The 17,306-nt window shown below is 52.1% G+C and carries 15 protein-coding genes; 13 read left to right on the top strand and 2 right to left on the bottom strand.

What is annotated here, in order from left to right; all coding sequences use genetic code 11:
* The first annotated feature begins 337 nt into the window (after nt 1-337).
* From P40081_RS33360 to P40081_RS33325, 8 genes are all read left to right on the top strand, one after another.
* Entirely contained in the window at nt 338-2,002 is a 1,665-nt protein-coding gene (locus P40081_RS33360; protein ID WP_042140210.1) for a GspE/PulE family protein, read from the top strand.
* A 43-nt stretch (nt 2,003-2,045) separates the two neighbouring features.
* A complete protein-coding gene (locus tag P40081_RS33355) occupies nt 2,046-3,095 on the top strand; it encodes a type IV pilus twitching motility protein PilT (protein ID WP_081970306.1) in 1,050 nt (349 codons plus the stop codon).
* Entirely contained in the window at nt 3,095-4,300 is a 1,206-nt protein-coding gene (locus tag P40081_RS33350; RefSeq protein ID WP_042140209.1) for a type II secretion system F family protein, read from the top strand. Before P40081_RS33355 ends, P40081_RS33350 begins: the two co-directional genes overlap by 1 nt.
* 192 nt (nt 4,301-4,492) lie before the next feature.
* A complete protein-coding gene (locus P40081_RS33345; RefSeq protein WP_052422132.1) occupies nt 4,493-4,936 on the top strand; it encodes a type II secretion system protein in 444 nt (147 codons plus the stop codon).
* Nucleotides 4,937-5,022: 86 nt separating this feature from the next.
* Nucleotides 5,023-5,772: a prepilin peptidase gene (locus P40081_RS33340; protein ID WP_042140208.1), complete on the top strand. Its 750-nt coding sequence runs from the start codon at nt 5,023-5,025 to the stop codon at nt 5,770-5,772.
* Nucleotides 5,773-5,787: 15 nt separating this feature from the next.
* Nucleotides 5,788-7,416, top strand: a complete 1,629-nt coding sequence (pilM, locus tag P40081_RS36865; RefSeq protein WP_052422131.1) for a pilus assembly protein PilM — start codon at nt 5,788-5,790, stop codon at nt 7,414-7,416.
* Entirely contained in the window at nt 7,400-8,026 is a 627-nt protein-coding gene (pilO, locus tag P40081_RS33330; RefSeq protein ID WP_042140207.1) for a type 4a pilus biogenesis protein PilO, read from the top strand. The genes pilM and pilO overlap by 17 nt, the downstream gene beginning before the upstream one ends.
* Before the next feature lie 239 nt (nt 8,027-8,265).
* A complete protein-coding gene (locus P40081_RS33325) occupies nt 8,266-8,868 on the top strand; it encodes a DL-endopeptidase inhibitor IseA family protein (protein WP_052422130.1) in 603 nt (200 codons plus the stop codon).
* Nucleotides 8,869-8,887: 19 nt separating this feature from the next.
* Here P40081_RS33325 and P40081_RS33320 read toward each other — a convergent pair whose 3' ends face one another.
* Both P40081_RS33320 and P40081_RS33315 read right to left on the bottom strand, forming a co-directional pair.
* The gene (locus P40081_RS33320; RefSeq protein ID WP_042140206.1) at nt 8,888-9,286 is read right to left on the bottom strand and encodes a CBS domain-containing protein; all 399 of its coding nucleotides are present in this window, start codon (nt 9,284-9,286) and stop codon (nt 8,888-8,890) included.
* A gap of 209 nt (nt 9,287-9,495) precedes the next feature.
* Nucleotides 9,496-10,923, bottom strand: a complete 1,428-nt coding sequence (locus tag P40081_RS33315) for a VanW family protein (RefSeq protein ID WP_042140205.1) — start codon at nt 10,921-10,923, stop codon at nt 9,496-9,498.
* Between the two features lie 289 nt (nt 10,924-11,212).
* Here P40081_RS33315 and ftsE point away from each other — a divergent pair, with 289 nt between their 5' ends.
* From ftsE to P40081_RS33290, 5 genes are all read left to right on the top strand, one after another.
* The gene (gene ftsE / locus P40081_RS33310) at nt 11,213-11,899 is read left to right on the top strand and encodes a cell division ATP-binding protein FtsE (protein ID WP_042140204.1); all 687 of its coding nucleotides are present in this window, start codon (nt 11,213-11,215) and stop codon (nt 11,897-11,899) included.
* On the top strand, nt 11,889-12,803 hold the full coding sequence (gene ftsX, locus P40081_RS33305) for a permease-like cell division protein FtsX (RefSeq protein ID WP_042140203.1): 915 nt from the start codon (nt 11,889-11,891) through the stop codon (nt 12,801-12,803). Before ftsE ends, ftsX begins: the two co-directional genes overlap by 11 nt.
* Before the next feature lie 43 nt (nt 12,804-12,846).
* Nucleotides 12,847-14,154: a murein hydrolase activator EnvC family protein gene (locus P40081_RS33300; RefSeq protein ID WP_042140202.1), complete on the top strand. Its 1,308-nt coding sequence runs from the start codon at nt 12,847-12,849 to the stop codon at nt 14,152-14,154.
* Between the two features lie 117 nt (nt 14,155-14,271).
* A complete protein-coding gene (locus P40081_RS33295) occupies nt 14,272-15,738 on the top strand; it encodes a S41 family peptidase (RefSeq protein ID WP_042140201.1) in 1,467 nt (488 codons plus the stop codon).
* Between the two features lie 169 nt (nt 15,739-15,907).
* The gene (locus P40081_RS33290; RefSeq protein WP_442950219.1) at nt 15,908-17,230 is read left to right on the top strand and encodes a PDZ domain-containing protein; all 1,323 of its coding nucleotides are present in this window, start codon (nt 15,908-15,910) and stop codon (nt 17,228-17,230) included.
* Nucleotides 17,231-17,306: the final 76 nt, after the last annotated feature.

Here is a 17,306-nt window from a genome sequence, read left to right as displayed (position 1 = left end):
TCGATTGGTAGATTTATCGAAACTTTCGCTAAAATTGACCAAGTATTGGAAATCCTAATTGTAAAAATAACGGTTATATGCTATATATCATTCTAGGACAATTTACCTCTATAGGCAATCATAATATATGAAAAATTTACCTCAAATTTAAGTAATTAGAACTAGAAAACCATTGAAATTCCGGGAAAATGATTTCTGTAACACGCAAAGGACTACATATACGAAATCGGTATGAGTTTCCAGAAGGTTAGCAGCTTTGGATCCTCTTTTTGCTAAATTATGTAAGTTTCTAACCAGTAAGAAAAATTAAACGGGTGAGAGCTGGAGATGAGTAACTTTGCCAATCATAAAAAAAAGACTGGGAGACTTGCTGGTAGATAACGGCATTATCTCGCAGGAGCAGTTGACCGAGGCTCTGGCCGAACAGCGCAAAACCAAACGCAAGCTTGGTGATCTGCTGATCTCGCAGGGTTATATTACCGAGCAGCAGCTAATTGAAGTATTGGAATTCCAGCTTGGCATACCTCATGTAAGCTTGTTCAAATATCAGATTGACCCGGCCATTACGCAGATTATTCCGGAGAGTATGGCCAAACGATATCAGGTGCTCCCGTTCATGAAGGAAGGCGGCAAGCTGATGGTGGCTATGGCTGATCCGTTGGACTATTTCGCCATTGAGGATTTGCGGATGAGTACAGGGTTCAGAATCGAACCTGCGATTTCCACCCGGGATGAGCTGCAGCGGGCGATTGCCCGGCATTACGGCATGCGTGATTCTATGAGCCAGATGATGGTTGAACTGCCCACCCAGGAAGAAATTGAAGAGACGGAGATTACCGATGAAGATTCGCCTATAGTCCGGCTGGTCAATCAGATGATTCAGCAGGCAGTGGCCTTGCGGGCATCCGATATCCATGTAGACCCGGGTGAGAATAACCTTTCTATCCGTTACCGGATTGACGGCACGCTGCGTACGGAACGTGTAATTCCCAAACAGATGCAGGGCTTTATTACAGCCAGACTGAAGATCATGGCGAAGCTGAACATTGCGGAGCGCAGGCTTCCGCAGGACGGGCGTATCAAGATGCAATTCGATTACAAAATGGTTGATATCCGCGTATCTTCACTGCCGACCATGCACGGGGAGAAAATTGTACTCCGGCTGCTGGATCTCAGCACAGGCGTGAAATCAGTGGACAGTCTTGGCTTCAGTGAGTCGAATGCTGCTGTTTTTAGAGAAATGATTGCCAGACCATACGGGATTTTGTTGATTACTGGCCCAACAGGGAGCGGCAAAACGACAACCTTGTACTCGGCGTTGAACCAATTAAATGTGGAGAGCACAAATATTATAACGGTTGAAGATCCGGTAGAGTACCAGCTCGAAGGAGTCAATCAAGTGCATGTGAATGCTGCTGTTGGCCTTACCTTCGCAGCAGGGTTGCGTTCGATTCTCCGGCAGGACCCTAATATCGTAATGGTAGGGGAGATTCGAGATACCGAGACGGCAGAAATTGCAGTCAGAGCATCGTTAACCGGTCATCTTGTCCTTTCGACGCTCCATACCAATGATGCTATCAGTACTATATCGCGCCTTAGAGATATGGGCGTTGAGCCTTATCTGATTGCATCTTCCCTGATTGGGGTAGTAGCCCAGCGGCTGGTGCGTAAAATCTGCCCGGACTGCAAAGAAAAGTACAAGCCGTCTGAGCAGGAAGCGATCATGCTGCGAAAATATAGTCTGCCAACAGACAGTCTCCATCGCGGACGGGGCTGCGGCAGTTGTAGCACTACAGGTTACCGTGGACGTATTGCCATTCACGAGGTGTTAACTATCGATGACCATATGCGGCAATTGATTACGGATCTGGCATCCGTCGATGAACTGAAAGCTGCCGCGCGCGAACGCGGGCTTGTGCAGCTAATGGAGGATGGCTTCCTCAAGGTTACACAGGGAACCACGACGCTCCAAGAGGTTCTGCGGGAAACGGTATCGCAGTAAACAAGTCTTAATTAAGCTGACAAAACGTTGAGGAGGATAGCCAGTGCCGACATTCACGAGAGACATTATACAACTGCTTCATATGGCCTATACCTCCAAGGCTTCCGACTTGCATATCTCTGTAGGTTCAGCGCCGGTAATACGCATTGATGGAACCCTGTATCCGGTTGAAGGGGAACAGGTCACAGCCGGGGAATCGCTGGCAATGGCAGAGGTGCTTATGGAGGAGCGGCATAACAGTATTTTTAATGAGACCGGTGAGATTGATTTCTCCTACCCGCTTGATAATGGAGTGCGTTACAGAGTAAATGTGTACCGTCAGCGGAGCGGAGTAAGCATCGCAGCCCGGTCTATTCCCGCTGAGATTCCGTCGCTGGAGCAGCTGTCCATGCCTCCGATTCTGGCATCTCTGGCAAAGAAACCGCAAGGTCTTATCCTGGTGACAGGTCCTACGGGCAGCGGTAAATCATCAACGCTGGCGGCGATGATTCATTCCATCAACCAGTCCGAGAGCAAGCATATCGTGACCCTTGAGGATCCTATAGAATTCTTGCACAGCCATGGCAAATGTCTGGTGGATCAAAGAGAAGTGGGGAGTGACACAAACAGCTTCGCCAGCGGTCTCCGGGCAGCATTGCGGCAGGATCCGGATGTCATTCTGGTGGGGGAAATGCGTGATTTGGAGACGATCTCGGCAGCCGTTACTGCTGCTGAGACTGGACACTTAGTATTAGCAACGCTACATACGACAGATGCGCCGCAGACGATTGACCGGATTATCGACGCCTTTCCAGGCCATCAGCAGAATCAGATTCGTTCCCAGCTGGCTTCGGTTATGCTGGCTGTAGTCAGCCAGCGCTTATTCCCGAGAGCTTCGGGCCGCGGGCGGTTATGTGCAACAGAGATTCTGGTGAATACGCCGGCTGTTGCCAACCTGATCCGGACGGAGAAGACGCATCAACTGAAGAATGTCATGCAGACAAGCAAGGCGCTGGGTATGCACACACTGGAGATGAACATCCGTGAATATCTTGCGGGAGGGCTTGTACATCCTGCGGCGGCCAAAGCGTATATGAGTGAGGTGAATGGCTGATGGCATTATTCGAATATCAGGTCAAAACAGCGGCGGGCAGGCCGATCAAAGGCAAGCTTACCGCTACGGATAAGCCGGCAGCCATGGATGAGCTCCGCAAACGCGGTCTGACGGTGTTCTCGCTGGTGGAACGTAAAACTTCCATTCTGCAAATGGATATTTATATAGGCAATCCGGTTAAAACTATTCACTTTATTATTTACTGCCGCCAGTTCGCGACACTTATGCGTGCCGGAGTGTCCATTGTAGATGCTACGCGTATCCTGGCAGAGCAGACGGACAGCAAACCGCTGCGTAAGGCGCTTCAAGATGTTGGTTCCAGCTTGCTGCGAGGGGTTTCATTCTCGCAGGCAGTTCAGGATCACAAGCGGATCTTTCCACCGCTGTTTGTCAGCATGATTCGCGCCGGTGAGGAATCCGGGAATATGGAAGGAACGCTGGAGCGGCTGGCAATATTTTTTGAGAAGCAGCATACAACAACCGAGAAGATAAAATCTGCGCTGACTTACCCGATTACTGTTGGGGTGATGGCAATAGGAGCAGTGATTTACCTGTTATGGGCAATTGTGCCGCAGTTTGTCACCATGTTTGAGTCTTTTGATGCCGAGCTTCCGGCGATTACCAAGATGGTACTGGCACTCAGCAAAAGTATTCAGGGGCAATGGTATTTCTGGATTCTGGGGGTACTTCTCTTAGTAGTTGCCTATCAAATAACTAAACGTACCGAAAAAGGTGCCTATGCACTTGATTACGCCAAGCTGAAGATTCCGGTCTTTGGCAAGTTGAATCAGAAGGGCTCGATTGCGCAGTTTACCCGGACATTCTCTTCCCTCTACGCCAGCTCCGTGCCCATCCTCCAATCCCTGGCTATTGTAGAGGAAGTGGCAGGTAATAAGGTAATCGGGCGTTATATCCGCAGTGCAAGTGATTCCCTAAGACAGGGGAACCCGCTCTCTGAGCCGCTGAAGAAGGCATGGGTATTCCCACCGCTGGTTACACAGATGATTGCCATTGGTGAAGAGACCGGAGCGCTGGATACGATGTTATCCAAGGTCGCTGACTTCTACGAGATGGATGTAGAGAATACAGTTGACCGTCTAAAATCTCTACTAGAACCACTGTTGATTGCCTTCCTGGCGGGAGTAGTCGGGGTGATCGTAGCAGCTATCATGCTGCCGATGTTCAGTCTGTACAGTAATATGTGAACCTTGCGGTTCCTTGCAATTATTGAGAGGGGTGACGCCGGAAAGGCGGAGCGGAAGCTGAAGCTGCTTGCGCAGGTGCTGGACGATGGAGAGAGCTGCTTCTATACCAAGAGCAATACAGCAGGAAGGTAGCAACATAGGATGAGTTTCTGTCGGAACATCACACACTACTAATATCAAGGGGGAAACGAAATGTTGGCACAGGCAATTAAGAGAAGAATCAGCAAGGAAGAGAATCAGAAAGGGTTTACGCTGATTGAGTTACTGGCGGTTATCGTTATTTTGGGGATAATTGCGGTTATTGCAATTCCGCTCATTGGTAATATCGTTACTAATTCACGTGAGGATGCAGATCTGGCCACAGCACGTCAAGTTTATGAAGCAGCAAGACTCTATGTCATTGGAGAACAAAATGGTAACTTTGTATCTAATACTTCGGTTACTCTAGAAACACTTCAAACAAATCACTATATTGAAGCCGGCTTAGTATTGCCTAGTACAAAAGTTGCACTCACCCCGGCTACAACATTGGTGAAATTTACTGCAGATGGAATATTGCAGTCTGTTACTTTAACTCCTGCCCCTGCAAAAGTTAGAAATGGTCTTTATACAGCTTCCCAAATCATTACCAAATAAATATATTTGAATTATTCGTTTATAGAAAGGAATCGGAACCATTCCGATTCCTTTTTTAAAATCCCCGAAAGGGACATCAGCCAATCATGACTATTTTTATCGCAATCTATATAACTCTACTAGGCCTAATTCTAGGATCTTTCTTTAACGTAGTAGGACTGCGGGTACCGGCAGGAGAGTCTTTGCTGCATCCGCCATCGCAATGTCCCAAGTGCGGGACGCGGCTTACGCCACTGGATCTGATCCCGGTTCTCAGCTATCTGTTATCGCGGGGGAAGTGCCGGCATTGCGGAACTAGGGTGTCACCAATGTATCTATTTGGAGAAGCCGCAACTGGACTATTATTTCTGGTGATGTATCTGGAATTCGGCCTCACGCTTGAGGGAATTACAGGGATGCTGCTGGTCAGTCTGGCGGTCATTATTACAGTCTCTGATCTGAGATATATGCTGATTCCTGACAAGGTGCTGATATTCTTTGCGCCGGTATTTCTGGTACTGGTTCCTTTCATGGCGGAAGTCCCGCTATGGTATCATTTGCTTGGCGCTTTAAGCGGTGGAGGCGTTCTCCTTCTGCTGGCCCTGTTTGGGGGCATGGGAATGGGTGACGTCAAGCTGTTTGCACTACTGGGCTGGATCATCGGCTGGCCAAATGTCATTGTGGCGTTTCTGATGGCTTGTGCGCTGGGTGCCGCCATCGGAGGAATTATGCAGCTGTTAGGCATAGTCCAGCGCAAACAGCCAATCCCGTTTGGACCTTTCCTGGCTCTGGGTTCACTGCTCTCATATCTGTTCGGCCCGGACATCATCGGCGCATATCTTTCGTTTATCGGTTAGGAGGAACATCATCGGATGCTGAGATTAGGTCAACAAGCGGTCGGGATTTCCATTGAGGAATCCGCCATACGCTGCGTCAGCTTGAAGAAGAATAAAACATGGGAATTCCGCAAGAAGAAAGTCCTTCCGCTGCATCCGGGCATGATTGTCGAGAATCAGATTGCTGACGGTGAGTCGCTGCTGGATATCCTTAAGCCCTGGGTTAAAAAACAAGGCCTTCGCGGTTCGAAGGTGTCCCTGGCTATTCCACCTGCTCAAATCATTATCCGTAAAATGAGTATTCCCAGCACTAATGAAAAACAGCTGGAGCAGCTTGTGAAGCTGGAGGTAGAAACGGGTCTGCATCTGCCTTTTGAAAATCCGGTGTATGATTACGTTACAACAAGCGTGGATGAAAATCAGAGCCATCTGCTGGTATTTGCCGCGCCGCGCAAGCCGATTCAGGATTATATCGATGTCCTGGAAGCGGCAGGTTTACGGGTGGGCAGTGTCGAGATTTCCGCTACGGCGTTAGCAAGAAGCATCATGCTGAATCAGGGCGAAGCCTTTGCAGAAACGATGCTGATCCATCTGGAGCAGTCACTGCTGGATATCTATATGTTCCGTGATGGCAATCCAGTCTTTATCCGTACGATTAATGTTGCCGATCTGCAAGCGGGTAGAGCAGAGCCGGTAGCTCCACCTATGCAGGAAGAGATCAAATTCAGGTCGGAGGCCGCCGCTACGCAAGAGAGTGTGGAAGAACATCTGTCACCTGAACAGATGCTGGAGATTACAGCTGAAATCTCGCGGATGCTGAACTTCTACCAATACAGCTTGCACGATGGCAGTACCCGTATCAACAATATTCTGATTACTGGGACTTCAGGCATCCGCAGCCAGTTGCATGAGGAGCTTAGCCTGTCTTTATCCGAACAGGAGATTATCCCGGTAAGTCTGGATCAGTTGGAGACCAGTGCGGCTAGAAGCCAGAACCTGCAATTGAATAGCTACCGGATTGCAACCGGAGCTGCACTGGGTTCGGGTGCACAGCATATTAATCTCTTGCCCCGAGAAGATCGTGAGGCCATGTTATTTCCCTATTTGGCCATTGCACTGGTCGGAATCTGGCTGCTGGGCATAGTGGGCACCGGGATCTTTTATGCAGCGAATAAGGGGCAGATTAACGATCAGTCGGAGCAGATCCAGGGTCTGCAGGACCGGAGCGCATTGCTTCAATTGGAGCTGGCCAAAGCTAATAACGGCGGTTCAGGCAAGCTCGACCGTAAAGCGGCCGTTGAAGAGATCCTGAAGTACAAGCTGAATATTGTTTCTGTATTAAATGAGCTGGCTTCCGGGCTGCCACAAGGGGCTTCGCTTAGCAATATTGGTTACACATACCTCACCTCCATTGATCTGACCGTCAAGATGCTCAGAATGGAGGATGCTTCCGAATATCTCGCTGAACTGCGCAAAATGTCCTTCACGGTTGACGTGAGTATTCAGAAGCTGTCTGAAGGAGATCCGTCCGGAAGTACGCAATCTCCAGCGACTCTAACGAGATTCTACACGGCAATATATCATGTGAATTTGGCGAAAAGCACGCAGCAGGATGCTGATGCAGCTAACCCGGGGGAGGCGGATGAAAATGGAACAAATCAATAAATACCGCTCGCCTATTGTGCTGGGGGTTCTTGTCCTGTTCCTGCTGTTGTTCGCGTTCTTCCTTCTGGGGTTCCAGCCTACAAACAGCAAGATTGCGGAGCAGGAATCAGAGATGTCGCAGCTGGAGCAGCAAAACAGCCTCATGGAGAATAAAATAGAAGAGCTGAACCGTTCATCGGTGAATGACGATACTCAGGATGCACTTCTGGCCCAGCTTCCGCGCGGTGACGACAGCGAGCAGCTTATTCTCGATCTGCGAGCCATTGGAACAATGACCAATGCCAGACTGAAAGATATCGGGTTCACGCTGGATGATACAAATCCCATTCAGGTTATGACCGGTTCCTCCGAAGCAGTGTTCCCTACCGTGAAGGCCCTGAAGATGACGGCCTTGGTGGAAGGAACTTATACTAATGTGCGAAGTTGGATGACTGCACTACAGCTTCTGCCCCGCATTATTAATGTGGACGCATTCAGTTTCCAGCACTCCAGCGATTCCGGCAACATTATTTCAGCCAATATTACTTTTACGGCCTACTATGAGAAGTCGTCAGAACCCCTAGAAACTTCGGCACAAGTTGCGGCTCTGGATCAAGAGCAGCAGCCCTGAGCTTAGGCAAGCATAGGTAGTGCTTTTTGCCCTATATAGTTCCATTTATTCCAGCTCCGGCCCCTATAAACAGGAGGACGGAGCTTTTTTATGCTGTTTTGGGGTTTAACCGTTTACACATGGGGTAGTATTGGGTATTTTAGCTTACGGGCTATCGTAAGTTATATAGTACTTATCGCAGCAGTTGGAGAGAAATAGTTCTTCAATTTATAAAACAGGATTACAAGGAGGCATTCAGGATGAACAAAAAAATGTTGATCGGTTCATTAGCACTATCACTGGGTCTGGTTTCTGCGGGAAGCGGAGCGCTCGCGGCTTCGCCAGCGGTGGGAATAGAGGGAGTAAGAACAGTAGCAGTGTCTGCACCAGGCAAGGAAGGTCCCGCTACGATTAATAACCTTACGGTACGGAGTGTGATTCCGTTGGTTGTCCATGCCAAAGCACTGTATACTTACGCAAGCCGGGGAGGCAACGAATACAAGCCGGAGCTATTCACCTACAAAACGCTTGAATACCGTTATCTGTCCAGTGACCTTGGCACGAAGCAGCAGCTGATGAACTATATTAAGAAAGCGTACACGCATAATGCTGCAGCTTTCTATGTACAGACACAGTTCCTGGAATATAACGGAAGAATGGCCCAGGTCCATGCGGACTTAGGCAATACACTGGATTATACGAAGGCAACAGCCCGGATGATCTCAAAAACGGCACAAGCTGCAGTGTTTGAACTGACTGTGCCAAGTGAGGGTTCAGATGGAGTTACCGAAACCGTAACGGTGAAGCTGAAGAAGGTAAGCGGCTACTGGAGAATCGACATGTCGCCGGATACTCTTTTCTAGAGGGGATGGAGAACTGCACTCAGTGCAGCAGCTCCGCAGGATGAAGAATACCGGCAATCCGGCCTTGATCGGTCACGATAATGCAGTCGTTTCTCATCGGTTCGGGACGCTGCATGGCTTCGGCCCAGAGTGTTTCAGCCGGGGTGGAGATGTCTGCCACCAGAGGTTTGCGGTTCATCAGCTGGGATACGGGTTCATGGTAGAATCTGTCCATGCCCATCCGGCCTGTAGCCTTGAGGAAGAAGCGTTCGCACATGATCAGTCCCACGGGTTCATTGCTGCTGCTGCGGACGATGATGCATTTGGACTCCGGATGCTGGAACAATACCCTCAGAGCTTCACGGCAGGTAAGGGAAGGCAGAACAGCAGGAGCCTGGCGGAGGATCGCGGACAGATCGGTTGTTGATGCTGTAGTCATAAGAATTCATCCTTTCTGAAGAGGTCTACTTCAACTGTAGCGCGCAATCGTAAATTATAATGGCTTCCCGGGTAAGCCCTATGTAAAGGATGTCATTATTTATTAAAAAGCATGCTTGGGCTACAGTTTAAGTTTCCGCCTAATGTTACGCACGAACGGCTGTGCCTCCCTTTTACAAGGAGGGCACAGCCGTTTTTACTTGCAGCAGCTTATTGGCCCTTTACTCCGTCCTCCACCAGCTGTCTGCCCGGGGATTCCGGCTGCGCAGATTTGCTCATGCCGCCGCGGTTGATGGCAATGACGCGTTTCTGGGCGTAGTAGGTATCGCGCGAAAGTTTCTTCTTCTCCATGGCTTTACCGTCCACATAGCGGGTAATGTAAGTCTCTACTACATAGCCGGTTTTGCCGGCCTGCAGGACCCTTGTTCCGCCCTTCGGAAGCGAGGCATCGCTCACATACTTGTCGGTGGGAGGAAGTACCTCAACAGTGCGGGATTCTACGGAATAAGTAACGTTTCTCGGAAAAGTACCGAACAGCTTGACGGTCAGCGTGCGCCCCTGGACTGTGGATTTGATAATCAGATATTTGCCGGTATTGTTGCGGAAGCGGAAATTGATATAGCCCTCGGCAAAAGTGGCATCCTGGCCCTTGGGCAGGTAGCTGACCGGAAGAGAATGGTTGCGCCGTTCAACGATCTCAAGCCCGGAGCGCAGCGCGGCATTATACAGGGTGCTGGAGACCTGGCAGATTCCCCCGCCCGTGCCGGGCTGCAGCTTGCCGTTTACAATCACCGGGGCCTCGCGGAAGCCATATTCCGCCTGGGCCTTCTGGATCGCTTTTCCGTAATCGAAAATAGCGCCAGGCGGCAGTATAGTCCCGTTGACTGCTTTGGCGGCAGCCTCCACATTGAAGCTGCGCCCGGGTCCGCTGGCCCCGAGTGAGGTGCTGAACTGGGTGATTTTGCGCTCGATGCCTTGATCCTTGAGCGCCTGCAGTGTGACATTCGGCTGCTTGACCGTTAAGGGCACCTCCAGCAAAATGCGTTTACCCTCCAGTGCCCCGTTGCCGGCAAGCCGGGTTGGTACGGCCGCCTGCAGGGCAAGCTCCAGCGCATGCCAGTCTACCTCGAAGGAGGTGGTCCCGGGAGTATAGACGACACGGTCATCACTGGTAATCTGCCGCACCGCGTCGACAGGAACGCCGAAGGATTCTTTTTCCCAGGCCGGACTTAGGCTGTTCATGAGCTGCGAAATCTCCAGATGAATTCCGATATTCCAGTTCCCGTTCCAATTGTACCGGGCCTGTACCCGGTCCATTAGCGGACCGTCCGTCAGCGTCTTCAGGGCGCGCCGGAATTCCTGGGCTTCATAGGTTACCCCTGCCTGCTGCAGTGAGACACTCAGCCCGGTATCCCCCTTGGCCTTCAGAGTGAGCGGCGTAGCTTCCAGCGCCTGAAGTCTTGCCTCCAGTGCGGCCGTCACCTCGGTGATGTCCTGGCCGCTGATATCCCAGCCGGCAATGGCTGTTCCCTTGGGCAGGGTGGTCTGGGTGCCATATAAATGAAACCCTCCGGCAACCAGCGAGCCGGCCAGAATCAGGCCGAAACCCGCGATGAGGGCAGCGTGTACTTTTTTCATAAGCAATCTCCTTCTGTAGGGGCGGATTTGCGCCGGAAGCGGCGCGGGCCATGGACACAAGTGTTAAGGAACGCCTGGGAATGCCGATATATATAAGAGCTGGAGCTGGAGTAAACCTGATATTTTTATGTATATGTAAGGATTCGGTAAAACTTTCGGGTACTCAAGGGGTTAGGGATTTGTTACAATAGATACGCCTGCGATAATAATGCAGTTTATGGAAGCTTCCGCAGTTTGGTGCCCGGTGGACAAGGCCCGGCGGAATATGTCAGAATCGGGAAGTGAAAAGATGATCGAGATGCAGGATGTATGGAAGACCTATCCTAACGGAACCCATGCGCTCCAGGGGATATCTGTCAAGATCGACCGTAATGAGTTCGTGTATGTCGTCGGACCGTCCGGCGCAGGTAAATCAACGTTCATGAAATTAATTTATAGAGAAGAAACACCGACCAAAGGACAGATCTCAGTAGGCGGGTTCAATATCGGCAAGCTTAAGCCCCGCAAGATTCCTTATGTCCGCCGCAACATCGGCGTGGTGTTTCAGGATTTCCGCCTGCTGCCGAAGATGACGGCTTATGAGAATGTCGCTTTTGCCATGGAGGTTATCGAGGCGCCGAAGAAGGTTATCAAGAAACGTGTGAATGAAGTGCTCGATCTGGTGGGACTGCGCAGCAAAGCGGGACGTGAGCCCTCACAGCTCTCAGGGGGAGAGCAGCAGCGGATCGCCATTGCCAGAGCCATTGTCAACAATCCTTCCGTCATTATTGCGGACGAGCCTACAGGCAACCTGGACCCGGAGACCTCCTGGGGCATTATGCAGCTGCTGGATGAGATTAATTTTCGCGGAACAACGATCGTAATGGCTACCCACAACAGGGATATTGTCAACAAAATGCGCAAACGGGTGCTGGCTATTGAGAACGGGACGATTGTCAGAGACCAATTGAGAGGGGATTACGGTTATGAGTTTTAAAACCTTCTTGCGGCATGTGCGGGAAGGCTTCAAAAACGTATTCCGCAACGGCTGGATGTCAGTGGCCTCCATCACGTCCATCGTTGTCTCTCTCTTCGTGCTCGGAGTGTTTATATTGCTGGTGCTCAATGTCAATGAAGTAGCGGACAAAGCAGACAGCCAGGTGCAGATCAATGTGCATCTGACGCTGAATACGGACCAGAAAATGCGGGAGAAGCTGGAAAACGAAATCGGCAGTATGCCGGAAGTCAGCAAGGTGGAGTTCGTCTCCAAAGAACAGGGTCTGAAGGAATTCCGTGAAGATATGGGGCCGGATGCCGCCGAGCTCCTGGAAGGCTTCGATGAAGATAATAATCCGCTGCCGGACAAGCTACTCGTAGAGGTGATCGAGCCGACAACTGTTCCGTTTGTAGCTGAGAAGATAGAAGCGCTGAACAAGACCCATGAAGAGCAGCCGATCTACAAAGTGAATTATGGCAAAGGCTCGGTGGAGACCTTGTTTAAAGTAACTAAGGCTGTGCGCAACATCGGGTTTATTTTTGTGGCAGGTCTGGCGCTGATGTCCATGTTCCTGATCTCGAACACCATCCGCGTAACGATTCTCGCCCGCCGCAAGGAAATCGGCATCATGAAGCTCGTAGGGGCAACGAATTATTTTATCCGCTGGCCGTTCTTTATTGAAGGAGCACTCATCGGGCTGATCGGCTCGCTGGTTACTTCGGGTGCGCTGTATGTGGGCTATAGCAGTCTGGTCTCTTCGGTGCAGGGAGATCCGATGCTGGGGCTGCAGCTGATCCCATTTCAAGATATCTGGCTGCTGCTGTGCGGACTGCTGGTTGGCCTCGGAGTATTGATTGGTGTGTGGGGAAGTACCGTATCGATCCGCAAGTTCTTGAAGGTATAGCATAAATAAAATTCACATTTGAACAAAGGACGGGGAGTGCGAGTTGAAGAAGATTGTCGCCGGAATAGCCGTAATGTTGCTGGCTGTCACAATGTTCGGGCCCTCTGACGGATATGCCAAGAAAACAAGTGTTGCCGAGATTGACAAGCAGCTGAAGCAGCTGCAGCAGGAGGTCCAGGCGGCCAAAGCGGCGCAGGAGAAGGCGGCATCCCGCAATCAGGAAGCGCAGCACTATAAGAATAAGACGACGCTGAATCTCCAGTATGTGCTGGACCAGATTGACCAGGTGAAGGGCGAGATGACGACCATTTCCGGTAAAATCGCCAGTACGGAGGAGTCGCTTAATGTGACGGCAACTGAACTGGACGATGCAGAGGCACGTGTGGCTTCCCGCGAAAAACTGCTGGAATCGCGTGTCCGCCTGATGTACACGGATGGTGCAGTCTCTTATCTGGATGTGCTGCTGTCCTCCACCAGCTTCTCGGATTTCCTTGACCGGGCCGATTCCCTGAAGATGATCGTGGATCAGGATCAGGATCTGCTGGTGCAGCATAAGCTGGACAAGCAGACGGTCATCGCGAAGAAGCAGGAGCTGGAGGGGCAATACGCCCAGGCTAAGCAGTTGTATACCGATCTGGAGTCTCAGCGAAGTGTGCTGAAGGAGAAGGAAGCGGAGAAGCAGGAGCTAATCGCTTACTACGATGAAGAGATTCAAGAGGCTGAGGTGATCTCCGAAGAGCAGAATGCCAAGCTGGTGCAGCTGGCCAGCAACCGCTCTGCCCTGGAGGAGCAGAAGGACAAGCTCAAGGCTGAGGAAGCAGCACGCCGGGCAGCGGCGGCCAAAGCTGAAGCGGCACGCCGGGCGGCGGCAGCTGCAGCCAAAGCGGCCAAGGCCGCCAAGTCTGCGAGCAGCGGCGGAAGCTCCATTGCCAGCGTAGAGGAATATGCCGGCGGTGACGGGCCGTTCCTGCTGCCGGTAGGCTCGGCGCGTGTCTCCTCGCCGTATGGTGTCCGGACGCATCCGGTTACAGGTGAAGTCGGCAAAATGCATACTGGCGTAGACTTTGCGGTTCCGCAGGGTACGAATATTCATGCGGCGGATTCCGGTACTGTCCTGGTGGCGGAATGGTGGAGCGGCTACGGCTATTGCGTAATCATTGACCATGGCGGCGGGGTATGGACGCTGTACGGCCATATCCGCGAAGGCGGAATCAAAGTGAAACCGGGTGAACGGGTAGAACGCGGACAGACCATTGCCGAATCCGGTGCCACCGGACGCGTGACCGGCCCGCATCTGCATTTCGAAGTGCGGGTCGACGGCAAGACGGTTAATCCTATGCCTTATCTGTAAATTTAAGCTCTAATAAATATAATTTCATTCAGCGGCATATACTGGAAGAGATGCCGTTTCTCATGGAACGGACCCTTGCGGGTGATAAGATGGACAAGAAGGGACGGTGGGAACATCATGTTAAAGAAGAGTACCGCGGCCTTTATGATCGTCGCCGCGCTGCTGTGCGGCAGCCTGCTGACCCTGGGCGTGACCGGCTATGCGCATGTATTCGGACAAGCGGCAGGCGAGGGAATTGCGACGGTCCTGCAGACAGCCGGACTGCAAGACAAGGAATCCAAGAAGCTAGGTACCGCCCTCAGCCTGATCGAGAGCAATTATTATGAGACCGTGGACCGCGAGAAGCTGATCGACGGCGCTGTCAACGGTATGATGGAAGCACTGGGCGACCCTTATTCCAACTATATGGGCAAGGAAACGGCAGCAAGATTCGAAGAGAGTATCGAAGGCTCCTTCTCGGGCATCGGTGCTGAAGTCTCCTCGGATAACGGCAAGGTCGTTGTAGTCTCGCCGATCAAAGGATCACCGGCTGAGAAGGCCGGCATTCAGGCCAAGGATGTAATCCTCTCCGTAAATGGGGAATCGCTGGAGGGGCTGGAGCTTAATGATGCTGTAGCCAAAATCCGCGGCCCCAAGGGAAGCGATGCAACCCTGAAGATTCAGCGTACCGGTACAGCAGAGCCGCTCGAATTCGTCATTACCCGCGATGATGTGAGACTGGAAACGGTCTACGCTACGATGGAGAAGGACAATATCGGAGTGATCGAGGTTACGCAATTCTCACAGAATACTGGGAAGCGGTTCGAGGAAGAGCTGACCAAGCTGGAAACGCAAGGCATGAAGGGACTTGTCATTGATGTCCGCAATGACCCCGGCGGTGTGTTGCCGGTCGTTATCGAAATGGCAGAGCAGTTTGTACCGGCCGGCAAAGCCATCGTGCAGGTCGAAGACAAAAACAAACAGCGCGAGGTCAGCACCTCAAAGGGCTCCAGTAAAAAGTATCCGGTAGTTGTGCTGATGAACAAAGGCAGCGCGAGCGCTTCGGAGATCATGGCAGGAGCACTGCAGCAATCTGCGGGTGCAAAGCTGATCGGTGAGGACTCGTTCGGGAAAGGCACTGTCCAGACCAGCTTCGAAGAGCAGCTGGGTGACGGCAGTCTGCTGAAGATTACGATTGCCAAGTGGCTGACACCAGACGGCACCTGGATTCACGGCAAGGGCATCAAGCCGGATATTGCGGTCGCCCAGCCGGATTACTTCTCGGTGGCGCCGATTAATAAGAGTGTAACGCTGCAATATAATATGAACAGCACGGATGTCAAAAGCGCACAGACGATGCTGGATGGTTTGGGCTATAAGCCGGGCCGCAAGGATGGATATTTCGATGCTGGAACCAAGGAAGCGGTCAAGAAATTCCAGAGCGCCACTAAGCTGAAGTCAACAGGCGTGATTGATGCCAAGACCGCAGAAGCGCTGGAGCTGGCGCTGATCAAGGTCATTCAGGACCCGGCCAAAGACAATCAGCGGAATAAGGGAATCGAAGAGATCCGGAAGGAAATCAAGGCTACGGCGTCGAACAAGTAAGAAGGCTGATTCCAGCCTTCTTTTTTTCTACAAATAGAAGAAAGTTTATGTTGTACGCTAAAGGCTGAAGGCGATACAGAGTATTGCTGCTTCGATAACATAGACTCATTTTAGAGGACACCTAATACATTTCCACTGGTTCCGGACGAAAAGGAGTGTGACGAACGGTTTGAATGTGATGTTGGAACTGCTTGCTAGCTGGGGTACAGCGGTCATTCATCTGCTGATTCAGCCTTATTACTATATCGCTCTTATATTTATTGCACTCTATTACCGCAGGCAGGTTGCGCTGGAGCGGAAGCTCATCCATGTGAAGCTGCACAGCTGGGGCCGGGAAACATGGCGGACGGTGTGGACCGGCGGGGTTGCGGGACTTATTGTTTCCTTAGCAGCTGTAGCCTTGGGTATCTCTTTGTCCTATACGGCTGTAGCCTGCATCTGGGTGGTCAGTCTGGTATTAATGCTTTTTCGTGTGCGCTATTTATGCTTTGCGTATTCTATAGGTGTGCTGGGAATTGTACAGTTTGTTCTTTCGTTCTTTCCGGATACGCTGCAGAGCGGAGCTGCGGGAACGATTGCCGGGGCGCTGCGGGAGATGGATATCCCGGCGCTGCTGGTGCTGGCCGCGCTGCTCCATCTGGCTGAAGCGCTGCTGGCGCGCTGGCAGGGCGCCAGGCTGGCGACCCCGCTCTTCCTGGCCGGCAAGCGCGGCAAGGTAGTCGGCGGCTACCAGCTGCAGGCCTTCTGGCCGCTGCCGCTGTTTCTGCTGATTCCCCCGGGTGCGGGAATCGGTGAACTGCCCTGGCATCCGCTGCTGGGCGGGGGCCTGGGCCTGGTCTCCCTGCCGGTCATCATCGGCTTCAGCGAGATGACCCAGGGCATGCTGCCCGGACGCAAGGCGGCCCGCACTTCAGGACGGCTGCTGGTGTACAGCATCGTCCTGCTCGGCTTAAGCCTGCTTGCGGACTGGTGGAGCCCGCTGACCCTGGTCGCGGCGCTAAGTGCAGTGCTCCTGCACGAAGGGTTAAGCTGGTACAGCGCTCTGGAGGAGCGCAGTATCAGTCCCGTCTTCGTGCATCCCCCGGCCGGCCGCAAGGTGCTGGCCGTGCTGCCGGGCAGCCCCGGGCAGGAGCTGGGCATCCTGCCCGGCGAGGTCCTGCTGAAGGTCAACGGGGTCCTGTTGACCGGCGCGGCGCAGCTGCATGAGGCGCTGCGCATGAATTCGGCGTTCTGCAAGCTGGAGGTGCTGAACCGCGAAGGCGAGAGCAAATACCTCCAGCGCGCGATCTACGATGGCGATCACCATCAGCTCGGCATCATTCTGGTGCCGGAGCCGGACGGAAGCGTGACCGCAGAGGCCAAGCCGTCCAGCATCTTCAGCATCATCGGGATGCAGACGGGAACCCGCCAGCGGGGGCATACGCCCGGGCGGCGGGGCCGGAAGAAGCCGTCCGCCTCTGCGGATGCTAAGCAGAAATCTGCCGGAGTCTGACGGGGCAGCATAACTGAATGAAACCCTGAAGGCCAGTTCTCCCTGATTATCATCCAGGGAGAACTGGCCTTTTTTA

This window comes from Paenibacillus sp. FSL P4-0081 (assembly GCF_000758565.1).
GTDB lineage: Bacteria > Bacillota > Bacilli > Paenibacillales > Paenibacillaceae > Paenibacillus_AQ > Paenibacillus_AQ phytohabitans.
The sequence above is the reverse complement of the archived record's forward strand: the minus strand, read 5'-3'. Positions and strand labels throughout refer to the sequence as shown.

Coding starts and splice junctions, on each gene's coding strand:
- P40081_RS33350 (WP_042140209.1), top strand. CDS start 3,095: ATGGCATTATTCGAATATCAGGTCAAAACAGCGGCGGGCAGGCCGATC.
- P40081_RS33345 (WP_052422132.1), top strand. CDS start 4,493: ATGTTGGCACAGGCAATTAAGAGAAGAATCAGCAAGGAAGAGAATCAG.
- P40081_RS33340 (WP_042140208.1), top strand. CDS start 5,023: ATGACTATTTTTATCGCAATCTATATAACTCTACTAGGCCTAATTCTA.
- pilM (WP_052422131.1), top strand. CDS start 5,788: ATGCTGAGATTAGGTCAACAAGCGGTCGGGATTTCCATTGAGGAATCC.
- pilO (WP_042140207.1), top strand. CDS start 7,400: ATGGAACAAATCAATAAATACCGCTCGCCTATTGTGCTGGGGGTTCTT.
- P40081_RS33325 (WP_052422130.1), top strand. CDS start 8,266: ATGAACAAAAAAATGTTGATCGGTTCATTAGCACTATCACTGGGTCTG.
- P40081_RS33320 (WP_042140206.1), bottom strand. CDS start 9,286: ATGACTACAGCATCAACAACCGATCTGTCCGCGATCCTCCGCCAGGCT.
- P40081_RS33315 (WP_042140205.1), bottom strand. CDS start 10,923: ATGAAAAAAGTACACGCTGCCCTCATCGCGGGTTTCGGCCTGATTCTG.
- ftsE (WP_042140204.1), top strand. CDS start 11,213: ATGATCGAGATGCAGGATGTATGGAAGACCTATCCTAACGGAACCCAT.
- ftsX (WP_042140203.1), top strand. CDS start 11,889: ATGAGTTTTAAAACCTTCTTGCGGCATGTGCGGGAAGGCTTCAAAAAC.
- P40081_RS33295 (WP_042140201.1), top strand. CDS start 14,272: ATGTTAAAGAAGAGTACCGCGGCCTTTATGATCGTCGCCGCGCTGCTG.